Annotated in this window: 20 protein-coding genes; 11 read left to right on the top strand and 9 right to left on the bottom strand. The window is 73.9% G+C overall.

Annotation, left to right across the window (positions count from 1 at the left end):
- Nucleotides 1-216 precede the first annotated feature (216 nt).
- From ACF061_RS02390 to ACF061_RS02380, 3 genes are all read left to right on the top strand, one after another.
- On the top strand, nt 217-1,557 hold the full coding sequence (locus ACF061_RS02390) for a multidrug effflux MFS transporter (RefSeq protein WP_392264908.1): 1,341 nt from the start codon (nt 217-219) through the stop codon (nt 1,555-1,557).
- Nucleotides 1,509-2,684 carry a serine hydrolase domain-containing protein gene (locus ACF061_RS02385; RefSeq protein ID WP_392264907.1) on the top strand — a complete coding sequence of 392 codons (1,176 nt, stop codon included), beginning with the start codon at nt 1,509-1,511 and terminating at the stop codon, nt 2,682-2,684. The genes ACF061_RS02390 and ACF061_RS02385 overlap by 49 nt, the downstream gene beginning before the upstream one ends.
- Before the next feature lie 215 nt (nt 2,685-2,899).
- Entirely contained in the window at nt 2,900-3,964 is a 1,065-nt protein-coding gene (locus ACF061_RS02380; protein ID WP_392264906.1) for a small ribosomal subunit Rsm22 family protein, read from the top strand.
- A gap of 175 nt (nt 3,965-4,139) precedes the next feature.
- On the opposite strand, the gene ddaH is transcribed toward ACF061_RS02380, so the two are convergent.
- Nucleotides 4,140-4,961, bottom strand: coding sequence for a dimethylargininase (ddaH, locus tag ACF061_RS02375; protein ID WP_392264905.1), 822 nt, complete (start codon nt 4,959-4,961; stop codon nt 4,140-4,142).
- Nucleotides 4,962-5,286: 325 nt separating this feature from the next.
- Here ddaH and ACF061_RS02370 point away from each other — a divergent pair, with 325 nt between their 5' ends.
- Nucleotides 5,287-5,901 (top strand): TetR/AcrR family transcriptional regulator, encoded by a 615-nt coding sequence (locus tag ACF061_RS02370; protein WP_392264904.1) that lies wholly within the window; start codon nt 5,287-5,289, stop codon nt 5,899-5,901.
- 333 nt (nt 5,902-6,234) lie between these two features.
- On the top strand, nt 6,235-6,972 hold the full coding sequence (locus ACF061_RS02365; RefSeq protein WP_392264903.1) for a bifunctional DNA primase/polymerase: 738 nt from the start codon (nt 6,235-6,237) through the stop codon (nt 6,970-6,972).
- Nucleotides 6,973-7,223: 251 nt separating this feature from the next.
- On the opposite strand, the gene ACF061_RS02360 is transcribed toward ACF061_RS02365, so the two are convergent.
- The 4 genes from ACF061_RS02360 to efeO are packed head-to-tail and all read right to left on the bottom strand — an operon-like array spanning nt 7,224 to nt 11,471.
- Nucleotides 7,224-8,225: a hypothetical protein gene (locus tag ACF061_RS02360; RefSeq protein ID WP_392264902.1), complete on the bottom strand. Its 1,002-nt coding sequence runs from the start codon at nt 8,223-8,225 to the stop codon at nt 7,224-7,226.
- On the bottom strand, nt 8,185-9,057 hold the full coding sequence (gene efeU / locus ACF061_RS02355) for an iron uptake transporter permease EfeU (protein ID WP_392264901.1): 873 nt from the start codon (nt 9,055-9,057) through the stop codon (nt 8,185-8,187). The genes ACF061_RS02360 and efeU overlap by 41 nt, the downstream gene beginning before the upstream one ends.
- A 4-nt stretch (nt 9,058-9,061) precedes the next feature.
- Entirely contained in the window at nt 9,062-10,324 is a 1,263-nt protein-coding gene (efeB, locus tag ACF061_RS02350) for an iron uptake transporter deferrochelatase/peroxidase subunit (RefSeq protein ID WP_392264900.1), read from the bottom strand.
- A gap of 7 nt (nt 10,325-10,331) precedes the next feature.
- Nucleotides 10,332-11,471, bottom strand: a complete 1,140-nt coding sequence (gene efeO / locus ACF061_RS02345; protein ID WP_392264899.1) for an iron uptake system protein EfeO — start codon at nt 11,469-11,471, stop codon at nt 10,332-10,334.
- Nucleotides 11,472-12,096: 625 nt separating this feature from the next.
- Here efeO and ACF061_RS02340 point away from each other — a divergent pair.
- Together ACF061_RS02340 and ACF061_RS02335 are read left to right on the top strand one after the other, a co-directional pair.
- Complete coding sequence (locus ACF061_RS02340) at nt 12,097-12,330, top strand: hypothetical protein (RefSeq protein WP_392264898.1); 234 nt, start codon at nt 12,097-12,099, stop codon at nt 12,328-12,330.
- Entirely contained in the window at nt 12,323-12,967 is a 645-nt protein-coding gene (locus tag ACF061_RS02335) for a PhzF family phenazine biosynthesis protein (protein ID WP_392264897.1), read from the top strand. Before ACF061_RS02340 ends, ACF061_RS02335 begins: the two co-directional genes overlap by 8 nt.
- Before the next feature lie 42 nt (nt 12,968-13,009).
- Here the strand turns inward: ACF061_RS02335 and ACF061_RS02330 are convergent, their stop codons facing one another.
- Nucleotides 13,010-13,462: a DNA-binding protein gene (locus ACF061_RS02330; protein ID WP_392264896.1), complete on the bottom strand. Its 453-nt coding sequence runs from the start codon at nt 13,460-13,462 to the stop codon at nt 13,010-13,012.
- Nucleotides 13,463-13,673: 211 nt separating this feature from the next.
- The gene (gene map / locus ACF061_RS02325) at nt 13,674-14,531 is read right to left on the bottom strand and encodes a type I methionyl aminopeptidase (protein WP_392264895.1); all 858 of its coding nucleotides are present in this window, start codon (nt 14,529-14,531) and stop codon (nt 13,674-13,676) included.
- Between the two features lie 58 nt (nt 14,532-14,589).
- Between map and ACF061_RS02320 the strand changes: the two genes are divergently transcribed.
- Complete coding sequence (locus ACF061_RS02320; protein WP_392264894.1) at nt 14,590-14,820, top strand: hypothetical protein; 231 nt, start codon at nt 14,590-14,592, stop codon at nt 14,818-14,820.
- 488 nt (nt 14,821-15,308) lie between these two features.
- Here ACF061_RS02320 and ACF061_RS02315 read toward each other — a convergent pair whose 3' ends face one another.
- A complete protein-coding gene (locus tag ACF061_RS02315; protein ID WP_392264893.1) occupies nt 15,309-15,908 on the bottom strand; it encodes a hypothetical protein in 600 nt (199 codons plus the stop codon).
- A 162-nt stretch (nt 15,909-16,070) separates the two neighbouring features.
- Here ACF061_RS02315 and npdG point away from each other — a divergent pair, with 162 nt between their 5' ends.
- Both npdG and ACF061_RS02305 read left to right on the top strand, forming a co-directional pair.
- Complete coding sequence (gene npdG, locus ACF061_RS02310; RefSeq protein WP_392264892.1) at nt 16,071-16,775, top strand: NADPH-dependent F420 reductase; 705 nt, start codon at nt 16,071-16,073, stop codon at nt 16,773-16,775.
- 13 nt (nt 16,776-16,788) lie between these two features.
- Nucleotides 16,789-17,037 (top strand): hypothetical protein, encoded by a 249-nt coding sequence (locus ACF061_RS02305; protein ID WP_392264891.1) that lies wholly within the window; start codon nt 16,789-16,791, stop codon nt 17,035-17,037.
- Here the strand turns inward: ACF061_RS02305 and ACF061_RS02300 are convergent.
- Complete coding sequence (locus tag ACF061_RS02300) at nt 17,027-17,827, bottom strand: site-2 protease family protein (protein ID WP_392264890.1); 801 nt, start codon at nt 17,825-17,827, stop codon at nt 17,027-17,029. The genes ACF061_RS02305 and ACF061_RS02300 overlap by 11 nt on opposite strands.
- Nucleotides 17,828-18,175: 348 nt before the next feature.
- Between ACF061_RS02300 and ACF061_RS02295 the strand changes: the two genes are divergently transcribed.
- A complete protein-coding gene (locus ACF061_RS02295) occupies nt 18,176-22,105 on the top strand; it encodes a BTAD domain-containing putative transcriptional regulator (protein WP_392264889.1) in 3,930 nt (1,309 codons plus the stop codon).
- Nucleotides 22,106-22,119 lie beyond the last annotated feature (14 nt).

Below are 22,119 nucleotides of genomic sequence, written 5' to 3'. Positions count from 1 at the left end.
CTCGGCACGGTGTACGAGCTGAGAGCATAGGTGGCGGACCGGCCGGAGAGGGAGGGACAGATGTCCGAGGGTGGGGCGCGGGGTTCGCGCACGCCGCAGACGGCGGCCGTACCCGGGACCCCGGGGCCGGCGGTGCACGGGACGACGGGAGCGGCGGCCCCCACGGCCACGGGTCAAGCCGCCTCCGCGGCCACGGGTCAAGCCGCGTCCACGACCATGGGTCCGGCCGCCTCCGCGGCGACCGGCCCGGCCGTGTCAGCGGCGACGGGTGGGGCCGCCCCCGTGGCGACGGGTCGGGCCGGGCGCGCGGCCGAGGCGCGGGGCTCCGCCCCCGCCGCCCGCCGCGCCGGCCTCCTGGTGACCCTGATCCTCGGCGGCCTGACCGCCACGCCCCCGCTGGCGATGGACATGTACCTCCCCTCGCTGCCGGAGGTCACCCGCTCCCTGCACGCCCCCGCCGCGACCGTGCAGCTCACGCTGACCGCCTGTCTGGCCGGCATGGCCCTCGGGCAGCTCGTGGTCGGCCCGATGAGCGACCGCTGGGGCCGCCGCCGCCCGCTGCTGACCGGACTGGCGGTCTACGTCCTCGCCACCTTCCTGTGCGCGCTCGCGACCGACGTCAGGACGCTGGTCGTCCTCCGGCTGGCGCAGGGCCTGGCGGGCGCGGCCGGCATCGTGATCGCCCGGGCCGTCGTCCGAGACCTGTACGACGGCGTGGCCATGGCCCGGTTCTTCTCCACCCTGATGCTGATCTCCGGAGTCGCCCCGATCGTCGCGCCGCTGATCGGCGGGCAGATCCTGCGGGTGACGGACTGGCGGGGTGTGTTCGTCGCGCTCACGGCGGTCGGCGTCCTGCTCGGCGCCGTCGTGTGGACGAAACTCCCCGAGACCCTGCCGCCCGGAGAGCGCCACGAGGGCGGGGTCCGGGAGGCGCTCGCCTCGATGCGCGGTCTGCTCGCCGACCGCGTCTTCACCGGCTATGTGATCGCGGGCGGTTTCGCGTTCGCCTCGCTGTTCGCGTACGTGTCCGCCTCGCCGTTCGTGATCCAGGAGATCTACGGCGCCTCCCCGCAGACGTTCAGCCTGCTGTTCGGGCTCAACTCGGTCGGTCTGGTCGCCGTCGGCCAGATCAACGGCAAGGTGCTGGTCGGGCGGGTCCGCCTGGAGCGGGTGCTGGCCGTCGGCCTCGTGGTGGTCGTCGTCGCGGCGACCGCGCTGCTGCTGATGGCGGCCGGGGCGTTCGGCGAGACGGGGCTCGCGCCCGTCGCCGCGGTGCTGTTCGTGCTGATGTCCGCCATGGGCGTCACCATGCCCAACACCCAGGCACTGGCCCTGATGCGCACCCGGCACAACGCCGGCTCCGCGTCCGCCCTGCTCGGCACCGTCTCCTTCCTCATCGGCGCGGTGGCCTCCCCGCTGGTCGGGATCGCCGGGGAACGCACCGCCGTGCCCATGGCGGTCGTCCAACTGGCGGCCGCCCTGGTGGCGCTGGGCTGCTTCGTGGGAATGTGCCGTCCCTGGAACGGACCCGCGGGCGCGGAGGGAGCAGGAAGCTGAGCGCACCGAGACTGCGCCGGGACACACCGGAGAGAGCCGGACTCGACCCCGGCGAACTGCGGCACCTCGTCCACGAGGTGCGCGCCCTCACCGCCGGGGAGCGGCCCTGGGCGGCCGGCGCCGTCGTGGTCGCCGGACGCGGCCCGGTGATCGCCGTCGAGGAGGCGGCGGGCTGGGCCGTGCGGTACGGGTCCTACGACCCCGGGGCCGACCGGGGGGTCGAACTCCCGCCGGGCGCCTGGGTGCCGATGACCCCGGACACGCCCTTCGACCTGGCCTCCCTCACCAAGCTGTTCACGGCGGTGGCCGCGGTCCAGCAGATCGAGCGGGGCACGCTGGGCATCGACGCGCGCGTGGGGGCCTACCTACCGGAGTTCGGCGCCGTCGCCGCGCACGGCGTCACCGTACGGCACCTGCTCACCCACACCTCCGGGCTGCGGCCCGAACTCCCGCTGTACGAATGCCCCGACACCGCCGCCCGGCTGGCGATGCTGCGCGCGGAACGGCCGGTCGGCGTACCCGGCATGTACACCTACTCCGACCTCAACCCGCTGCTCCTGCAACACCTCCTGGAGCGCGTCACGGGCCGCCCCCTGGACGTCCTGGTCCGCGACGGGATCACCCGCCCGCTGGGCATGACCGCCACCCGCTTCGGCCCGTGTCCCGGCGCCGCGGCCACCGAGGACCAGCGGCGGCCGTGGGGGAAGGCGGATCGTGGGATGCTGCGCGGCGAGGCCCACGACGAGAACGCGTGGGCGCTGGGCGGCGTGGCCGGTCACGCGGGCCTGTTCTCCACGGCGGCCGATCTCGCCGTGCTCTGCCGCACGCTGCTGGCCGGCGGCTCCTACGGCCCCGCCCGGATCCTCGGCCCCGACTTCGTGGAGCTCCTGCTCGCCCCGCCGGGCCTGGGCTTCGCCGTGGACCAGCCGTGGTTCATGGGCGAACTGGCGGGCCGGGGAGCGGCGGGTCACACCGGTTTCACCGGCACCTCCCTGGTCCTGGACCCGGCCACCGACACCTTCCTGGTACTCCTGACCAACCGGGTCCACCCCCGCCGCCGCCGACCGGACAGCAGACCGAGAGCGGCGGCGGCCACCCGTCTTGCCCGAGCGGTCCGGGCCACCTGAGCCCGCGGCGGTGCCCGCGCCCGGTGCGGTGCGGTGCGAAGGACGGTGCCGGCCCACGGCGCCTCGCCGAGCGGGGGCGCCGGTCCCGAGTCCTCGCGCCGCGGGCAGGACCCGGCCCGGCGTCCTCGCGCCGCGGGGCGCGACCGGCCCGGCGCCCCCGTCCCGCGACGACGCCACTGGTCCGCGTCCGCAGTCGGAGCTGAGAGAATCGCACCGTGAACGAGCCCGTCCCCCCGTCGGAGACCCTCCGCGCCGCGCTGTCCGCACTGCTCGACGGACTGCCGCCCCGGCAGGCCGCGGGAGCCGTGGAGCGGCTGATCGACAACTACCGGGGCACCACCCCGACCGACGCCCCGATCCTCCGTGACCGTGCCGACGTCGCCGCCTACGCCGCGTACCGGATGCCCGCCACCTTCGAGGCGGTACGCTCCGCGCTCGCGGCCTTCGCCGACGCCGCCCCCGGATGGACGCCGGGCAGCCACACCGATGTCGGAGGCGGGACGGGCGCAGCCACCTGGGCCGTCGCCGCCACCTGGGAGGGCACCCGGCCGGTGACCGTGCTGGACTGGGCCGAGCCCGCCCTCGCCCTCGGCCGGGAGATCGCCGAGGCCGACCCCGCGCTGCGCGGCGCCCGCTGGCAGCGCGCCCGGATCGGCACGGCCCTCACCCTCGACGCCACCGACCTCGTCACCGTCTCCTACGTCCTCGGCGAGCTGACCGCGGCCGATCGCACCGCGGTCGTGGACGCCGCCGCTGCCGCCGCGCAGGCCGTCGTCGTCGTGGAGCCGGGCACGCCCGACGGCTACGCCCGCGTCATCGAGGCCCGCGACCGGCTGATCACCGCCGGTTTCCAGGTCGCCGCGCCCTGCCCGCACAGCGCCGCCTGTCCCATCGTGCCAGGCACCGACTGGTGCCACTTCTCGGCCCGGGTCAGCCGTTCCTCCCTGCACCGGCAGGTCAAGGGCGGCTCCCTCGCCTACGAGGACGAGAAGTTCGCGTACGTGGCCGCCGCCCGGTTCCCGGTCGCCCCCGCGCCCTCCCGCGTCGTAAGGCGCCCGCAGATCCGCAAGGGGCAGGTCCTGCTCGACCTGTGCGAAACGGTCGGGACCGGCGAAGCCCCTCCCGCGCGGGAGAGCGGTGGGACCGGCGATCGAGTCCGGCCGGGGCACGAGCGGCTGCGCCGCCGTACGGTCACCAAACGCCACGGCGACCTCTACAAGGCCGCCCGTGACGCGGACTGGGGCGACGGCTGGCCGCCGCCGGACGCCTCGGACGCGTAGCTCCCGGCCCCGCAGCCCGGCCCCGCAGCCCGGCCCCGCAGCCCGGCCCCGCAGCCCGGCCCCGCAGCCCGGCCTCGTGCCGCACCGCGCAGTCGTAGCCGCGCCTCGTGGCTCGGGCCCGCGGGCGCGGACTCGCGGGGGCGCGGACCCGTGGTCCGACTCCGGTCCGGCCGCCTCAGCTCCGCAGCTCCAGCGAGCAGCACTTCACGCTGCCGCCGCCCCGGTGCAGTTCGCTCACGTCCACGCCGACCGGTTCGAAGCCGCGCTCGCGCAACGGCCCGTACAGCCCGCCCGCCGCCTGCGGCAGCACCACGTGCAGGCCGTCGGAGACCGCGTTCAGACCGAACGAGGTGGCGTCCTCCTCGGTCGCGACCAGCGCGTCCGGGAACAGCCGCCGCAGCACCTCCCGGCTGCCGGGGGAGAAGGCGGGCGGGTAGTAGGCGATCTCGTCCTCGTCGTCGTCCAGCACCACCAGCGCCAGGTCGAGGTGGTAGAAGCGGGGGTCGGCCAGTTCCAGGCCGATCACCGGGCGGCCGAGGAACTCCTGGGCCTCGCCGTGCGAGAGGGGGTTCGTCCGAAAGCCCCGCCCGGCCAGCAGGCACGAGGCGGTGACGGCGAAGTCGCCCTCGCCCTCGTTGATGTGGACCGGCACGTGCAGGTGCGCGAAACCGTGCTCCGCGAACCATTCCAGGTGCGCCTCGGCCTCCGGCTCCCGCTGCGGGTGGGCGAACCGGGCGCCGAACACCCGCCCGTCGGCCACCGTCGCGCCGTTGGCCGTGAACACCATGTCCGGCAGTCCGGGCAGGGGCTCCAGCTCCTCCACGGTGTGGCCCAGCGACCGGTACACCTCACGCAGCTGCTCCCACTGGGCCATGGCCAGCGGCACGTCGACCGGCTTGGTCGGGTCCATCCAGGGGTTGATGGAGTACGTCACGTCGAAGTGCGCGGGCGGGCACATCAGATAGCGCCGGGGCGTGGCGCGGCGGGAACGGGCCAAGGCGTGCTCCTCGGGTGCCGCAGGGCTGTCTGGTGCCCATGGTGCGCCGCCCGCGCCCGGCGCGCGCGGGCCGGACGGCCGTCTTCGCCCGCCTGAGTGGCTTTCGGGCCGGGCGCGCGGGCTCCGCGCGGCGCGAGGCGGGCACGCCCGTCCGGAGCATGGAGTGTGGTCGGGGGCGCGCACGGAGCACGGGGAGCGCGGCGGGGGGGGGCGCAGCGGTGCGGCGGGGAGGGCGGCGGGGGGGCGCAGCGGTGCGGCGGGAGGGCGGCGGGGGCGGGGAGCGCGGCGAGACGCCCCGTCTCTCGCCCCTGCTAGCGTCGGCCCCATGGTCGACAAGTCCGCCCCAGACGCCACCCGCCGCAGTGAGAGGGCCCGCCGCGCGATCTACGCCGCCGCCCTCGAACTCGTCGGCGAGACCGGCTACCGGAAGACCACCATCGAGGCGATCGCCGCCCGTGCCGGAGTCGGCAAGCAGACGATCTACCGCTGGTGGCCGTCGAAGGCGGACGTACTGCTGGAGGCATTCCTCGACCTCGGCGAGCAGGCCGCCCGGCTGCCCGGACACGAGTCCCGCGGGATCCCGGACACCGGCGACCTGGCCGCCGACCTCAAGAGCGTGCTGCGCGCCACCGTCGACGAACTGTTCGACCCCCGGTTCGAGATGCCGTACCGGGCGCTGGCCGCCGAGGGCGTGGTGAACGAGAAGCTCGGCAGGGAGTTCGTGGGCAAACTGCTCGAGCCGCAGCTCCAGCTGTACGTGCGCCGGCTGCGCGCCGCCCAGGACACCGGAGCCGTACGGCCCGACCTGGACCCGCGCATCGCCCTGGAACTCTTCGTCTCCCCGCTCGCCCAGCGCTGGCTGCAGTACACGGGGCCGATCTCCTACGACTACACCGACACCCTCGTCGACTACGCGCTGCACGGACTCGCCCCGCGCTGAGCTCCCGAGCTGAGCCCTCCCGAGCTGAGCCCTCCCGCGCCGGGTCCTCCGGAGCAGGGCGCTCCCCGCCGTCGGGCTCGTACCGGCACCCCGGACGCAGCCGCGTGCCGGCTCCTCGCCGGACCCTGCCGGAGACCCGCCCGAGCCCTGCGCGAGGGCGGCGCGAGGGCCGAGCCGGGCACGGCGCTGAGCCCGTGCTGAGCCCCGGCGTGCGCCCTTTGCCTCCCGCCCTGCTCCCCGCCGCCCCACCCCGGACGCGGGCGCCGTCCACCGAAGGCGCAGGATGGTGGGACCATGGAGCATGCTGTCCACACCAGCGAGGCGAGGGGATAGATGAGCGCGCAGTTCGGCGGCCGCACCGGCCGGCAGGGCAAACTCTCCCAGTGGCTGCGCGGACGCCGCCCGAAGGAGGCCGCCGACGACGGCGGCCGTGAGGCCCTGCTGCTCGCCGCCGCCGCCGCGGGACTGCCCCTGGCGCCCGCCGCGCACCCGGGGACCGGCTACGGCTGTTCCTGCGACCGCGTCGGCTGCCCCACGCCGGCCCGGCACCCGGTGTCGTTCGCCTGGCAGACGCAGTCCACGACCGACCGCGCGCAGATCGAGCGCTGGGCCCGGCACCAGCCGCAGGCGAACTTCATCACCGCGACCGGAATGGTGCACGACGTCCTCGACGTGCCCCTTGAGGCCGGGCGGCAGGCCCTGGACCGGCTGCTCGGGGCCGGTGTCGAGGTCGGCCCGGTCGCCGAGAGCGACGACGGCCGCATGCTGTTCTTCACCCTCACCCGGGGCACCCCCGAGGACGAGGACGAGTGGTGGCCGTGCGAGTTGGACTGCCACCCGGAGACCATGGACGAGCACCCGGGACTGCGGTGGCACTGCCGCGGCTCCTACGTCCTCGTACCCCCGGCCCGGCTGCCCGGTGACGACGGCCGGTCGGTGCGCTGGGTCCGCGGTCCCGAGCATCCGCTGCCCGACCCGCTCAGCCTCCTGGAGGTCCTCACCGACGCGTGCGCCCGCCACGTCGGCGAGGATCCCGGCCACGTGGGCACGGCCTGGCCCATGCGGCGCTGACGCACGGCCCCTGCGCGACCCGGCCTCCGGCGCCCGCGCGTACCTGACCTCCGGGCGTACCTGACCTCCGGGCCCGGCGCGTGTCCGGACCGCCCGCCCGTGTGCGTCACCGGTCCCACCGGGCCCCACACGCGTCCGGACCATCCGCCCCTGCGCGTACCTGGCCCACCGGGCCCCGCGCGCGTCCGGACCGCCCGCCCGTGTGCGTCACCGGACCCGCCGGCCCCCGTACCCCTCCGAGGCCGGGTGTGTCACCCGCCCTGTGCCGACGTCAGCCCCTGCACCCGGCCCAGCATCGAGATCTTCCCGGCGCCCGTGCCCCGGGCGGGGTCGAGGGCGACCTCGTTGGAGACGAACTCCATCGTCAGCGACTGCTTGATCTCGCCCTTGGTCAGCGCCCGCACGCTCTGGTTCGGCGTAGGCACCGAGGCGCCGGCGGCGGCCGTCTGCTTCTGGTAGTGGTGCGTGGCGAAGAACACCAGCGCACCGCCGTCGGCGGTGCGCAGCGCCAGCGGGGCGTAGGCGCCGTTCGTCAGCGGCTCGTCGATGTACTGGGTGGCCAGGCCCGGCTTGACCGAGTTCTTGGCGCGCTGCTCGCGCCAGGCGGTGGTGTGCGGGCCGGCGGCGAAGGCGGCGCCGCCCTGCTTGAGGTACGTGGCGTAGCCCTGGCTGAGGTCCTCGGGCGCCACGGCCAGTTCGGGGGAGTCCGCGGGCAGGGCCTGGGCCCAGCCGTCCTTGTCCTTCCGGAACTCCGGTACGGCGCCGGGAGCCACCAGCGTCAGGTACGCCGCCCGCCACTTCTCGGTCAGACCGTCGCGGGTGAACACCAGCAGCCAGCGCGCGCCGCCGCCCTTGTTGCCCTTGGCGTCGGCGACGAACCAGCGCGGCCAGCCCGCTTTCTTGGGGATGGTGAACTTCGCGTCGGTCAGCGTCAGCGGCGTGTGCGCGGGGTTGCCGGCCGGGTTGTTGGCGTGCCCGGCCTTCAGCCGCGCCGCGTCGATCACGCCGAGAGCGCCGGTGACGAAACCGGCGTCCAGCGAACTGTCGTACGCCTTGTCGGCCTTGTTGTACGCGTCGGTGAACTGCTGGAGCGCCTCGGCGGCCTCGGCGCGGGTGGTGGCCGGAAGCACCTCGCGCTCCCCGTGCACCACCACGCAGCCGCCCGCCGTCAGCGACAGCGCGGTCACCGAGGCCGCCGTCAGTACGTTCCGCTCAAGCCTGCGAAGCCTCCGGGGGCCGCGGACCCTGCTCATCAGCTACCGTCACCTTCCCCTTCCCGGAGGCGAACCCTACCGGGGCGAAGAAGATCGCGAGCGTCGGGATCAGGTACAGCAGCCACACCGTGACCTGGAGGACCGTCGGGTCGGGCTGGAAGTTCAACACGCCCTTCAGCAGCGTGCCGTACCAGCTGTCCGGCGGGATAGCGCCGCTGATGTCGAAGGCCAGGTTCGTCAGACCCGGCACCCAGTCGGCCTCCTGGAGGTCGTGCACGCCGTACGCCAGCACGCCCGCCGCCACCACGACCAGCATCGCACCGGTCCAGGTGAAGAACTTCGCCAGGTTGATCCGCAGCGCGCCACGGTAGAACAGCCAGCCCAGCAGGACCGCGGTGGCCAGGCCCAGCGCGACACCGACCAGCGGGCGCGGTGTGCCGTCGGAAGCGGCGTGCACGGACGCCCACACGAACAGCGCGGTCTCCAGACCCTCCCGGCCCACGGCCAGGAACGCGGTGGCGACCAGCGCGCCCGTGCCCATCGCCAGCGCCTGGTCCAGCTTGCCGTGCAGCTCGGACTTCAGATGCCGGGCGGTGCGCCGCATCCAGAAGACCATCCAGGTCACCAGGCCCACCGCGAGGATCGACAGCGAGCCGCCGAGCGCCTCCTGCGCCGCGAACGTCAACTCCTGGGAGCCGAACTCCAGGACGCAGCCGAAGCCCATGGCGATGGCGACCGCGATGCCGATGCCGGTCCAGATCGGCCTCAGGGCGTCCCTGCGGCCGGTCTTGACCAGATAGGCGATCAGGATGCACACGACGAGGCTGGCCTCCAGCCCCTCGCGCAGACCGATCAGATAGTTGGAGAACACGGACCTACGCCTCCTCGGACAGCAGTGTGCGGCCCCACCAGTCGTCCGCGTCGCGGACGCCGGGCGGGATCGCGAAGACCGCCGAACCCACGTGCTGGATGTACTCGTTGAGCGCGTCGTGCGCCGACAGCCTGCGCTGCAGCGGGATGAACCCGTTGCGCGGATCGCGCTGGTACGCCAGGAAGAACAGGCCCGCGTCCAGCCGGCCCAGACCGTCCGTGCCGTCCGTGAACGAGTAGCCCCGGCGCAGGATCGTGATCCCGCCGTTGGCGTCGGGATGCGCGAGCCGGACGTGCGCGTCCGGTTTCATCGCCTTCAGGAACGGCTCGTCGTGCTCCTTGGCCCTGCCGACCGGCGCGCCCTCGCCCTTGTCCCGGCCGAAGACGTCCTCCTGCTCCTGCAGCGAGGTCCGGTCCCAGGTCTCGATGTGCATCCGGATGCGCCGGGCGACGAGGTACGAACCCCCGTGCATCCAGGCGTCCTTCGCCCCGCCGTCCCCGTCCCCGACCCACACGTGCTTCTCCAGCCGGTCCGTCTGGGTGCCCGCGATGTTCCGCGTCCCGTCCTTGAAGCCGAAGAGGTTGCGCGGGGTCTGCGCGTCCGGGGTGGTCGAGGAGGTCTTGCCGAAACCGAGCTGTGACCAGCGGATCGCGACCTTGCCGAAGCCGATCCTGGCCAGGTTGCGGATCGCGTGCACGGCGACCTGCGGGTCGTCCGCGCAGGCCTGGATGCACAGGTCGCCGCCGGTGCGGGACCGGTCGAGGTTGTCGCCGGGGAACTTGGGCAGGTCGACCAGGGCCGCGGGCCGCCGGTTCCCCAGGCCGAACCTGTCGAACAGCGACGGGCCGAAGCCGATGGTGAGGGTCAGCCGCGAGGGCGGCAGCCCCAGGGCCTCGCCGGTGTCGTCGGGCGGCGCTTCGGCCAGGCCGCCGTACGCGCCCTCGCCGACCGCCTTTCCGGCGGTCATCCGCCGCGCGGCGGCCGTCCAGTCCTTCAGGACCCGCACGAGTTCGGCGCGGTCGTCGGTCTTCACGTCGAACGCGGCGAAGTGCAGCCGGTCCTGCACGGGCGTGGCGATGCCCGCCTGGTGCGCGCCGTGGAACTCCACCGCGCCGCCCGCGCCGTCGCCGCCGGAGTCCGTGCCGTCATCGTTCCTGGCCATCGCCACCGCGCCGCCGGCCGCGACGGCCCCGAGGGCGAGCCCGGCCCCGCCCCAGCCGATGAGGGCCCGGCGGGAGGGGGAGGCGCTGCTGTCGGTCTCGGTCATGGCCTGCCTACTTCACGACCGCGGCGGCGAGCTTGGACAGCGGCTCGGCGAGCGCGTTCACCGCGTCCGAGAGCTCCTTGCGGTCGTCCTTGCCGACCTTGTCGTAGGAGACGAACTCGTACGACGTCTTGTCCGCGCGGTACTTGTCGAGGAGCGCGTCGAGCGCGCGGAACTGCTTGTCGAGCTCCTTGGTCAGCGCCGGGTCGTTCTGCGCGGCGACCGGCTTGAGCAGGTCGTACGCCTTCTGCGCGCCCTCGACGTTCCCCTTGAAGTCGACCAGGTCGGTGTGGGAGTAACGGTCCTCCTCGCCGGTGACCTTCCCGGTGGCGACCTCGTCGAGGAGCTCCTTGGCGCCGTTGGCCATGGAGGACGGGGTGATCTCGGCGGTGCCGACCCGCTTCTGCCAGTCCTTCAGGTCGGTGACGAGCTGGTCGGCGAGGGTCTTCTCCTCGGCGCCGATCTTCCCGTCCTTCCACAGGGCCTTCTCCAGCCGGTGCCAGCCGGTCCACTTCTGGCCGTCCTCCAGGCCGTCCTCACGGACGTCGACCTGGGGGTCGATGTCGCCGAAGGACTCGGCGACCGGCTCGGTGCGCTCCCAGCCGAGCCGGGAGATGGCGTATGCCTTCTTGGCGGCGGCGACGTCGCCTGCCTTGACGGCCTTCACGAAGGTCTCGACCCGGGGCAGGGTCTCGTCGGCCTGGTCCTGCGCGTACTGGCGGTAGTCGGCGACGGCCTGGTCCAGCTTGGGGTCCCGCTTGGCGGCGGCGCCCTCACCGGTGACGGTGAGCTTCTGGCGCACGCCGTGGCCCTTCATGCCCGGGCGGCAGGCGATCTCGTAGGAGCCGGCCTTCACCTCGGCGGTCAGCGTGTACTTGGTGCCCGGGCCGATGTTCTCCTTCTCCGACACGATCCGGTCGTCCGGGAAGACGATCTCGACCTCGGTCGCCCGGGAGCCCTTGTTCTCTATCTTGAGGGTGACCTGACCGGCCGGGACGGTCTTCGCCGAGGTCTCGCACGTCGAGTCGGCGGCGGTCACCTGGATCGCCTTGCCGTCCGCGGCGTCGCTCTTCGCGGTGCAGGCCGTCACGGCGGTCAGAGCGGCCGCGGTGGCGGCGGCGGTGACGACGGAGAGGCGGGCGGCTCGCATGCAGGCTCCAGGTGGCAACGGTCGGCAGGACGCTACGGTGAGGCTTGCCTAACTTACCTGAGGCTTACCTCATCCATACCCGCCAGGTGCCGTGATTCAGCTCGCACGCGCGCACAGGAGGATCACAGACACGACTTGGTGTCGAAAATCTCATGCAATCGTCAATGTGGGGTCAATCAGAGGCAAAGCAGTGAGGGTGGCGGGGCGGGCCTTGTCCGCGCGGAGAGGGCGCGGGGAAAGATTCTCGGCCCGCACCGCCCGGCCCTGACACCTGGACGGCGGACCTCGTACGCGACTGGCCGGCCGTCCGCCTCGAACCCCTCTGCGGCGGCGACCGGCACGTGTGCTGCCGCTGCGCCGCGTCTCCTTCCGTGACGCGCCGCGTGTGAAGGCGTACCGCGAGGGAACGCTCGCGCCGGTCCTGCTGTGGGGTGGGTGCCGATCCTGGACGGCCGGCCCCGTCCGCGAGGGCCGCGACCGGGCGGTGGCTGCGGCCGGGCGGTGGCCGCGCCGGCGGAGGGCAGCCCGCCACCGCGCGTGCTGCCGACCCGCTCGCCGGACGAGACGGAGTGGCGGTGCGAGACGGCACGGGGCACCGATGCCCACGAGGAGCACGAGGAGCACGATGCACACGAGGAGTCGCGAGGAGCGCGAGGAGCACATGGCCCGCCCGGCGGCCCGCCCGGACCGCCGCGGCGACCGCGCCCGCCGACAAGCCGCCAGGGGGACGGCGTTCTCCGACACCGTGTCCTTGCCGCCCTCCGAGGAGCCGTACAGCCCCCGCCCGGCCTCCACCCGGCGGCCCCAACGCATGGACGCGCTCACCGCCCGCGTGATGTTTCAATGCCCGGGTGACTGACTACGACGTGCTGCGGGTCTTCTGCGGACCCAGCGGTGGCTACGGCAACGAGCTGGGCGTCGTCCGCGACGGCTCGCTGATCCCCGACCGGGACGACCGCCAGGCGTTCGCGGGGAAGCTCGGCTTCAGCGAGACGGTGTTCGTCGACGACCCCGAGCGCGGCGTCATCGACATCTACACCCCCACTCTGCGCCTGCCCTTCGCCGGCCACCCCTGCGTGGGCACGGCCTGGCTGCTGGACGTTCCCGAACTGGTCACCCCCGCCGGTACGGTCGGCGCCCGGCAGGACGGCGAGTTCAGCTGGATCGAGGCGCGTCCGGAATGGGCTCCGCCGCGCACGCTGCGCCAGTACGCCACTTCGGCCAAGGTCGACGACCTCCCGGTCCCGCCGCCGGGCGAGTGGATCTACGCGTGGGCGTGGGAGGACGAGGCGGCCGGCCGTGTGCGCGCCCGAGCCTTCCCCGGCCGCGACGACGGTATCGAGGAGGACGAGGCGACAGGTGCCGCGGCCCTGCTGCTGACGGCCCGTCTGGGCCGCGCCCTCAACATCGTTCAGGGGGCGGGCTCCCAGATCTTGACGGCGCCCCAGCCGGAGGGCTGGGTGGAGGTCGGGGGCCGGGTGCTCCTGGAGCGCTGAGCGGACGGGCGCGGCCGCCGTCCGGTCCGCCGGTTCCGCCCGCTACTCGGCGTCCTTCTCGGCGCCGGTGTCCGTGCGGGCCGCCAGGCGTTCGTAGCGCTGCCGCGCGGCCTGGGGGGTCTCGAGGCCGAGACCGAAGGCGATCTCGGGCCAGGTCATGCCCCGGCCCCGGGCCATCTGGAGGAGTCCGACTTCCAGCTCGTCCATCTCGGACCGGACGAGCGGAAGCAGGCTCAGTGCGGCGGTGATGTCCGCGCGGTCCACTTCCGCCTCGCCGTCCTCCAGCAGCGCGGCGCCGCTGAGCAGGAACGACACGATCCTGACCGCCTCGTGCGGGCTGATCACGCGGGGGTTGACCTGCCGTCGGCGCTGCTCGTCGGTGCCCGCGTGCCGTTCTGCGATGCGGAACAGGGCGGCGGGCGCACGTCGCGCCCTCGCCTGGTCCGCGCTCGGTGGTGTGAAGGCGTCGGTGGGCTGCTGCGGAGTCGGTGGCATGGGTCCACCCTGGCGTGCAAACAGCCTGTTGTCAATGAATCGTTTGCCTACTGCCTACTGCCTACTGCCTACTGCCTACTGCCCAGCGCGTGGCCCATTGCCCGAGGTGAGGTCGTCTCCCTCGGGTCTTCCGGAAGCGTGCGGACGGTCGCGCCTCCCTCTTGCCCCGTCCCCGTCCGCACATCTCCGTTCCGTACCGCCCCGTGGAGACCTACGGCAGGGTGAGGATGTCCGCGCCCGTCTCCGTCACCACCAGGGTGTGTTCGAACTGGGCGGTGCGCTTGCGGTCCTTGGTGACGACCGTCCAGTTGTCGTCCCAGACGTCGTACTCGTAGCTGCCGAGGGTCAGCATCGGCTCGATGGTGAAGGTCATGCCGGGCTGCATGACCGTCGTGGCGTGCGGGCTGTCGTAGTGCGGGACGATCAGGCCGGAGTGGAAGGACGTGCTGATGCCGTGGCCGGTGAAGTCGCGGACCACGCCGTAGCCGAAGCGCTTGGCGTAGGACTCGATGACCCGGCCGATGATGTTGATCTGCCGGCCCGGCTTGACCGCCTTGATGGCGCGGTTCAGGGACTCGCGGGTGCGCTCGACGAGCAGGCGGCTCTCGTCGTCCACCTCGCCGACGAGGTACGTCGCGTTGTTGTCGCCGTGCACTCCGCCGATGTACGCCGTCACGTCGAGGTTGATGATGTCGCCGTCCCGCAGCACTGTGGAGTCCGGGATGCCGTGACAGATCACCTCGTTGATCGAGGTGCACAGGGACTTGGGGAAGCCGCGGTAGCCGAGCGTCGAGGGATAGGCGCCGTGGTCGCACATGTACTCGTGCGCGACCCGGTCCAACTCGTCCGTGGTGACGCCCGGCGCGATGTGCTTCGCAGCCTCCGCCATCGCCCGAGCGGCGATCCGCCCGGCGACCCGCATCGCCTCGACGGTCTCCGGAGTCTGCACCTCCGGCCCGGTGTACGGCTTCGGTGCGGGCTTGCCGACGTACTCCGGGCGGCGGATGTTTCCGGGCACGGAACGGGTGGGGGACAGCTCCCCGGGCACGAGCAGTGACTGGCCAGACATGCCCGCGAGTCTATCGAGGGGCGATGGGGGAACATGTCGGTGGCGAGAGGAGCTGGTCATGGCCCTGTTCAAGAAGCGGACCGCGGGAAAACCGGGCGAGTGGTTCTACTGCCTGGAACACAAGAAGGTCGAAGAGGGGCCGGAGTGTCCCGCCAAGGACCGGTTCGGCCCGTACGTCTCCCGGCAGGAGGCCCAGCACGCGATGGAGACCGCCCGCGAGCGCAACCTCCAGTGGGAGAACGACGCGCGGTGGCACGACGCCCCGGCGGGCGGCGCCGAGGACGACTGACCGGTCCCCGAGAACCCGGAAGGGCGCGGAGGGCCTGGCCGCGCACGGGCATCCGGACCAGGACGCGGTGGCCCCCTGATGCTTGTACGGAACCGAAGACACTCGACCGGTTGAGTGCTCCCTGCGTCGACAGATGAGCGGGCTGGAGACACTCGACCGGTCGAGTGTCTTCGTCTTGGCCCGGAGGTGCCCCACCCGGCGACGGTGACACGACGACGAGCCGTGACCCGAGGCCGCCCCGAGCCGCAGAAGAAGTGGTGGGCAGGTCGGGCGACACCCGGGCGCCGGTGGTGCCGCGACAGGCGACGCGGCACCGGCAGGCGCGGCACCGGTAGACACAGCTGCGGTAGACACAGCTGCGGTAGACACAGCACCGGTAGGGGCGCCACGGGCAGGCACGGCGGCAGTCCCGCCGCGACGGGCCACGCTGAGTCCGACGGCGGGCGCGGGCAGCCGGTCCTCCTCCCGTCGCCCCTGCGACGAGCCCACTACCAGCGCGGGGGTGGCGGAGCCGTCAGCTGCTCCGTCAGCCTCGACAACCGGTCCCGGAACCGTCGGCGCCCCCGTGGCGCGGGCAGCGCGTTCTCCCCGGTCGCCGCGCTCACCAGATGCTGCACGGTGTCCAGGTCCAGCTCGGCACCCTCCGGCACCGTCAGCGCCTCGTGAGCCATCGCCGTCAGTTCACCCTCGCCCGATCCGAGGGCCAGCACCGTCGACCCGGCCCGCCGCGCCTCGTGCACCCGCTCCAGCAGCGGTCCGGAGTCCCCCGGAGCCACCACCAGCAGGGTCTCCCCCCGCCGAGCCGCTTCCAGCCGGCCGAGCCCGACGGCGAGGTGCGCCGGGTCCGAGGGGCGCGCGTGGTGCCGTACCAGGGTGGGAGCCAGCTCCGGTGTGCCCGACCACGCGGCCTCGTCCACCAAGTGCGCCGCCAGGTGCCACGGTTCGTAGTCCGGCGTACCGACGAGCAGCAGTCCGCCCCCGTGCGACACGACGGACCCGCGCAGCACCCCCGCGAACCGCCGGGTGGCGTCCAACCACTCGGTCCCTGCGAGCACTTCGCGCAGCAACGCGACCCGTACGGCGTCCATACGCGCGCATCCTGCCCGGAACCGCCGCGCCGAATGCGGAGTTCGGCCCGGATTCGCCCGCCCTGGGGACACCCGCGGGGCATCGGACCACACCGTCGGTGTACCCGCGTGACCGGTGCACCTGATCGGCCGACCGCGGGAGGGCGGACGTAGAGTCGCCCCATGACCTCAACCGACAGTGCACAGAAGGCCTCCGCCAAGGACCCCTGGGACCTGCCCGACGTCTCCGGGCTGGTCGTCGGCGTGCTCGGCGGGACCGGCCCGCAGGGCAAGGGACTCGCCTACCGCTTCGCCCGGGCGGGCCAGAAGGTGATCATCGGCTCCCGGGCCGCCGAGCGCGCACAGGCGGCGGCGGAGGAGATCGGACACGGAGTCGAGGGCGCCGACAACGCCGAGACCGCCCGCCGCAGTGACGTCGTGATCGTCGCCGTGCCCTGGGACGGCCACGGCAAGACCCTCGAATCGCTGCGCGCGGAACTGGCCGGCAAGCTCGTCGTGGACTGCGTGAACCCGCTCGGCTTCGACAAGAAGGGCGCCTTCGCCCTCAAGCCGGAGGAGGGCAGCGCCGCCGAACAGGCCGCGTCCCTGCTGCCGGACTCACGGGTCACGGCGGCCTTCCACCATCTGTCGGCGGTCCTCCTGCAGGACTCGGAGATCGACGAGATCGACACCGATGTCATGGTCCTCGGTGAGGAGCGCGCCGACGTGGAGACCGTCCAGGCGCTGGCCGGCCGCATCCCCGGCATGCGCGGCGTCTTCGCCGGCCGGCTGCGCAACGCCCACCAGGTGGAGTCCCTGGTCGCGAACCTGATCTCCGTCAACCGCCGCTACAAGGCACACGCCGGCCTGCGGGTCACGGACGTGTGAGTCCACCCTGTGCATGGGGGACACTGGTCCGCGAAGCAGTTCCGCACAGTGTCCCCGACAGGAGCCGACCGCCATGCCCCGCCTCGCCCTCTACGCCCTGATCGTCTGCGTGCTCGCCGTGGCCGCGGCCGTCGTCTCCTTCGTCCAGGGCAGCTGGCTGGGGATCGTGTGGGTGCTGCTGGCAGGCCTGTCGTCCAACATGACCTGGTACTACATCCGCCGCGGTAGGGCGGTGCGGCACGGCGGCTCGGTCACGGGATGATCGAGCAGAACTCGTCGGAGCCCTCCCAGAAGCGGTAGAGGTCCTGGCCGCAGTACGTGTCCAGGTCGGTGATGCCCAGCGCGCGCAGGATCGTGTCGATCACGTCGAAGAACGCGCTGTTGACCGAGGGCACCCACAGCAGCGCGAAGACGAACAGCAGGCCGAACGGCGCGAAGGGCGCCACCTGCCGCTTGACGTCGTACGACAGCCAGGGCTCGATCACGCCGTAGCCGTCCAGGCCCGGAACCGGCAGGAAGTTCAGGATCGCGGCCGTGACCTGGAGCAGCGCGAGGAAGGCCAGCGCGAAGCGGAAGTCACGGGGCACCCCGTCCAGCGCGTGCAGCCAGAACGGGGCCGTGCACACCACCGCGAACAGAACGTTCGTGAGCGGACCGGCCGCGGAGACGAGACTGTGTCGCCAGCGGCCCCGGATCCGCCCGCGCTCGATGAACACGGCGCCGCCGGGCAGGCCGATCCCGCCCATGATCACGAAGATCACCGGGAGTACGATGCTCAGCAGGGCGTGGGTGTACTTCAGCGGGTTCAGCGTGAGGTAGCCCTTGGCGCCGACCGTGATGTCCCCGCTGTGCAGCGCGGTACGGGCGTGCGCGTACTCGTGCAGGCAGAGCGACACGATCCAGGCCGCCGTCACGAACAGGAACACCGCCACGCCCGGCTGCTCGGCGAATCCGGTCCAGGTGGCCCAGCCCGTGACGGCGGTGACGGCCAGGATCCCGACGAAGACGGGACTGATCCGCCGGTCGCTGTGGCGGGTGGTGGCGGTGGTCATGGGGGCGAACTCCTGAGAGGCGTGTCGGGCGGGGCGGGTCGACCGTACCGGTGACGGGGGAGGAACGCCCCGGGCGGCCCAGGAGTTTCCGCTCCGCCGCTCCGCCGCTCCGCCGCTCCGCCGCTCCGCCGCTCCGCCGCTCCGCCGCTCCGCCGCTCCGCCGCTCCGCCGCTCCGCCGCTCCTGCCGTGCTCCCGTGCCTGCGGTGCCTGCCGTGCCTGCGGTGCCTGCGGTGCCTATCGTGCTCGCCGTGCCCGCGACGCCCGCAGTGCCCGCCACGCCCCGCACGCCCCCCGGACACGCCGGGCCGAGGAAACCCCCGAGCGGTGACCGGGCGTCCCTGGAGACAATGGACCCCGTGCGCTACCGGATCCTCGGCACCACCCAGGCACTCCGCCCCGACGGCACGGCCGTACCGGTCGGCGGAGCGCGGCTGCGTGCCCTGCTGACCGTGCTCGCCCTGCGCCCCGGCCGTATCGTCCCGGTGCGCGTCCTGGTCGACGAGGTGTGGGACGGAGACCCGCCCGGCGACGCAACGGGCGCGTTGCAGGCACTGGTCGGGCGGTTGCGCAGGACCCTCGGCGCGGACGCGGTCGCCTCCGCCGAGGGCGGTTACCGGCTCACCGCCGCGCCCGACGACATAGACCTGCACCGGTTCGACCGGCTGGCCGACGAGGGCTCCCGCGCGCTGGCCGACGGCGACCCCGCGAAGGCGGTCGGCGTGCTCGACGACGCCCTCGCCCTGTGGCACGGCCCCGCCCTCACCGACCTGCCCGACCGCACCGCCGAGGCGGCCCGCTGGGAGGCGCGCCACCTGGACGCGCGCCGCACCCGCCTCGCCGCCGCGATCGCCCTCGGTCGGGCCGAGCGGGCCCTGCCCGAGCTGAGCTCCCTGTGCGACGCCCACCCCCTCGACGAACCCCTCCAGACACTGCGGCTGCGCGCCCTGCGCGACGCGGGCCGCACGGCGGAGGCCCTGGCCGCCTACGAGGACCTACGACGTCTGCTGGCCGACCGGCTCGGCTCGGACCCAGGGCCCGAACTGCGCGCGCTGCACGGAGAGCTGCTGCGCCCGGACGAGTCGTACGGGCAGGGTCCCGGCGGGCCGGCCGGCGGTCGGCGGTCCGCCGGGGAGCGGCGCGCGGACACGGCGACACGCTGGACGGCCGGGCACGTCGGCACGGACGCCGGTACGCGCACGCGTACGACCGCCGGCGCGGGCGCCGATGAGGCCGCCGGTACGGAGGCGGGTGCCGAGGCGGGTCCGGCGTCGGCCGGTGGGGCGCCGGGCCGGAGTGGTCCGTTCGGCGACCGGTCCACCGCCACCGCACGCGACTTCGGCGGGGCCGCCGAGCCTCGTACCGACGGGGCGCCCGGACTCCGCGGGAGCCGAGTGCCCGGGCCCGGTGCGGGCGGGTCCGGTGTGGGCGGGGCGCCGGGCCTCGGCGCGGGTGAGACGCCCGAGTCCGGTGCCGCCGGCGGGGAGCCCGGGACCCGTTCAAGCGGGGTGGCCGGGGCCCGAGCGGGCGGGGGGCCGGGCCCCGGCGCGAGCGAGACGTCCGATTCCCGCTTCGGCGGGGAGCCCGGGCACCGTGCCCCTGAGCGGCCCGACGCCCCGGCAGCCTGCTCCGGCGTCCCGGCGGCACACCGTGCCCCTGCCGAGCGTCCCGCCCCCGCCGTCCCCGCGCCCCGTGGCCCCGCCCTCTCCGTCGACGAGGGCGCCCAGGTGGCGCCCGGCGAGTTCCCCGGGAGCCCGGCACGGCCCCCCGGCAACCTCCGCGCCCGTCTCACCTCCTTCGTGGGCCGTGAGGCCGACATCGAGGCGATACGCGCCGACCTCGGGGCCGCCCGGCTGGTCACGCTGCTCGGGCCCGGCGGGGCCGGGAAGACCCGGCTGTCGCAGGAGGCGGCCGAAGCCGTGCGGCCGGTGTGCCGGGACGGGGTGTGGCTGGCCGAGCTGGCTCCCGTCGACGATCCGCACGCCGTGCCGGCGGCCGTGCTGACTGCCGTCGGCGCCCGCGAGACCGTCCTGTACGGCGCAGGAGCCGAGGAGATGCGGGCCGCCGTGGCCGACCGGCACGACGATCCCGTCGAGCGGCTCGTCGAGCACTGCGCCCGGCGCCGCATGCTGCTCCTGCTCGACAACTGCGAGCACGTCGTCGACGCCGTCGCCCACCTCGTCGAGGAACTGCTCGCCCGCTGCCCGTACCTCACCGTCCTCGCCACCAGTCGCGCGCCCCTGGGCGTGCCGGGCGAGTTGCTGCGGCCGGTGGAACCGCTGCCCGAGCCGGTCGCGCTGCGGCTGCTCGCGGACCGGGCGGCGGCCGTACGGCCCGGTTTCCGGATCGACGCGGACGACGAGACGGCGGCCGCCTGCGCGGAGATCTGCCGCCGCCTGGACGGCCTGCCCCTGGCCATCGAACTGGCCGCGGCCCGGCTGCGGATGCTCGCTCCCCGGCAGATCGCCGACCGGCTCGACGACCGTTTCCGCCTGCTCACCTCCGGCAGCCGTACCGTCCTGCCCCGCCAGCAGACCCTGCGTGCCGTCGTCGACTGGTCCTGGGACCTGCTCGACGCTGAGGAGCGGGACGTCCTGAGCCGGCTGTCCGTCTTCGCCGGCGGCTCGGACCTCGCCGCCGCCGAGGCCGTGTGCGGGCCCGCCGCCTTCGACGCCCTCGGCTCCCTCGTCGACAAGTCCCTGGTGGTGGCCGCCCCCGACGGTGACGGCGGGATGCGCTACCGGCTCCTGGAGACCGTCGCGGAGTACGCCGCCGAACGCCTCGACGAGACGGGCGGCCGCATCGAGGCCGAACGCGCCCACCTCACGTACTACCGCGAACTCGCCCGCACCACCGACCCGCTGCTGCGCGGACCCGGCCAGCGCGCCGCCATCGCCCGGTTCGAGCTGGAGTACGAGAACCTGCGCACCGCGCTGCGGCACGCCGTCGCCGCGCGGGACGAGCAGGAGAGCCTGTGCCTGATCCTCTCGCTCATCTCCTACTGGCAGATGCGCGAGGCGCGCGTCGAGGCCCGCAACTGGTGCCGCGAGGTCATGGCGCTCGGCCCCGACCCCTTCACCGAGCCGGTGCGCCGTGCCGCCCCGGTGTGGGAACGGTGCACGGACGCCCCGCCGCCGATGACCGGCGAGGTGCTCGCCGAGGCCCGGCGCGGCCTGCACCTGGCCCACCTGGCCTGCATGGACACCGAGCTGGAGGCCTGGGACTCCCCGGCGGCCAAACGCAGACTCCGCGTCATCGCAGACGTCTACGAGCCCGGATTGCCGCAGGCCTGCCGCAGCCCCGGAATGCTGTCGTTGTTCGCCGTGGTCATGACCGGCGACATGGAGCGGATCCGTACCATCGTCGACGCCGCCGTGCACACCTGCCGCAACACCCCGGGATTCGAGTGGGAGCTCGCCAACGCCCTCCAGATGCGCGCCAACCTGCTGGCCAACCGCGCCGACCGGGCGGGCGACGCGACCCGCGACGCCGACGAGTCGCTGGAGATCTTCCGCCGCATCGGAGACACCTGGGGCGCCGCCGAGGCCCTCTCCGCCCGCGGCGAGGCCCACGAGCACGGCGGCCGGCACCTCAGCGCCGCCGCCGACTACGAGGCGGCCGTCGAGCAGGCCGATCGGCTCGGCGCGCACGCCCAGGTGGCCATGTTGAGAGCGCGCCTGGGCGGCGCGCTGCTGGAGGCGGGCGAGAGCGAACGCGGCGAACGGATCCTGCGCGAGGTGATCGGTCAGCAGGCCGGCGCCGTCAACGAGGCGATGCCGTTCGCCCGGCTCTGCCTGGCCGGCCGGCTCGGAATGACCGATCGCATACCCGAGGCGCGTGAGCAACTACGTCTGTTGCGCGAGGAGTTCACCCTTACCCACTTCGTCGTCTTCGACGGGTTCATCCTCGGCGTGGAGGCCTGGCTGGCGGCCGTCGACGACCGCGACGAGGAGGCCCTGGACAAGATCCGCCGGGCGCTGGAGCGGGCCGCGGACCCGATCTCCCTGGCCATCGCGCCGCACATGCGTTCGGCCTACCTGACCATCGGCGCGATGGCCGTCGCCGGCGTGGACGGCGGCGCCCGTGCCCGGGACGCGGCCCGCTGTCTGGGGGCCGCCGACGCCCTGCTGCCGGCCGGACACCTCCGCTCCAACCTGGAACGCCACGCCCACGAAGAGGTCCTGGCCCGGATCCGGGCCGTGCTCGGCGAGCGGGAGTACCGGGTCGCGTACGCCGAGGGCGGCGGCCTCTCCCCGCAGGAGGCCGCCGCCCTGGTGTGACGACGCGTACCGAC

Origin of the sequence: Streptomyces sp. NPDC015220, from assembly GCF_043079345.1 — a bacterium.
Lineage (GTDB): Bacteria > Actinomycetota > Actinomycetes > Streptomycetales > Streptomycetaceae > Streptomyces.
Note: the sequence above shows the minus strand (reverse complement) of the source record. Positions and strands in the feature narration are given on the sequence as shown.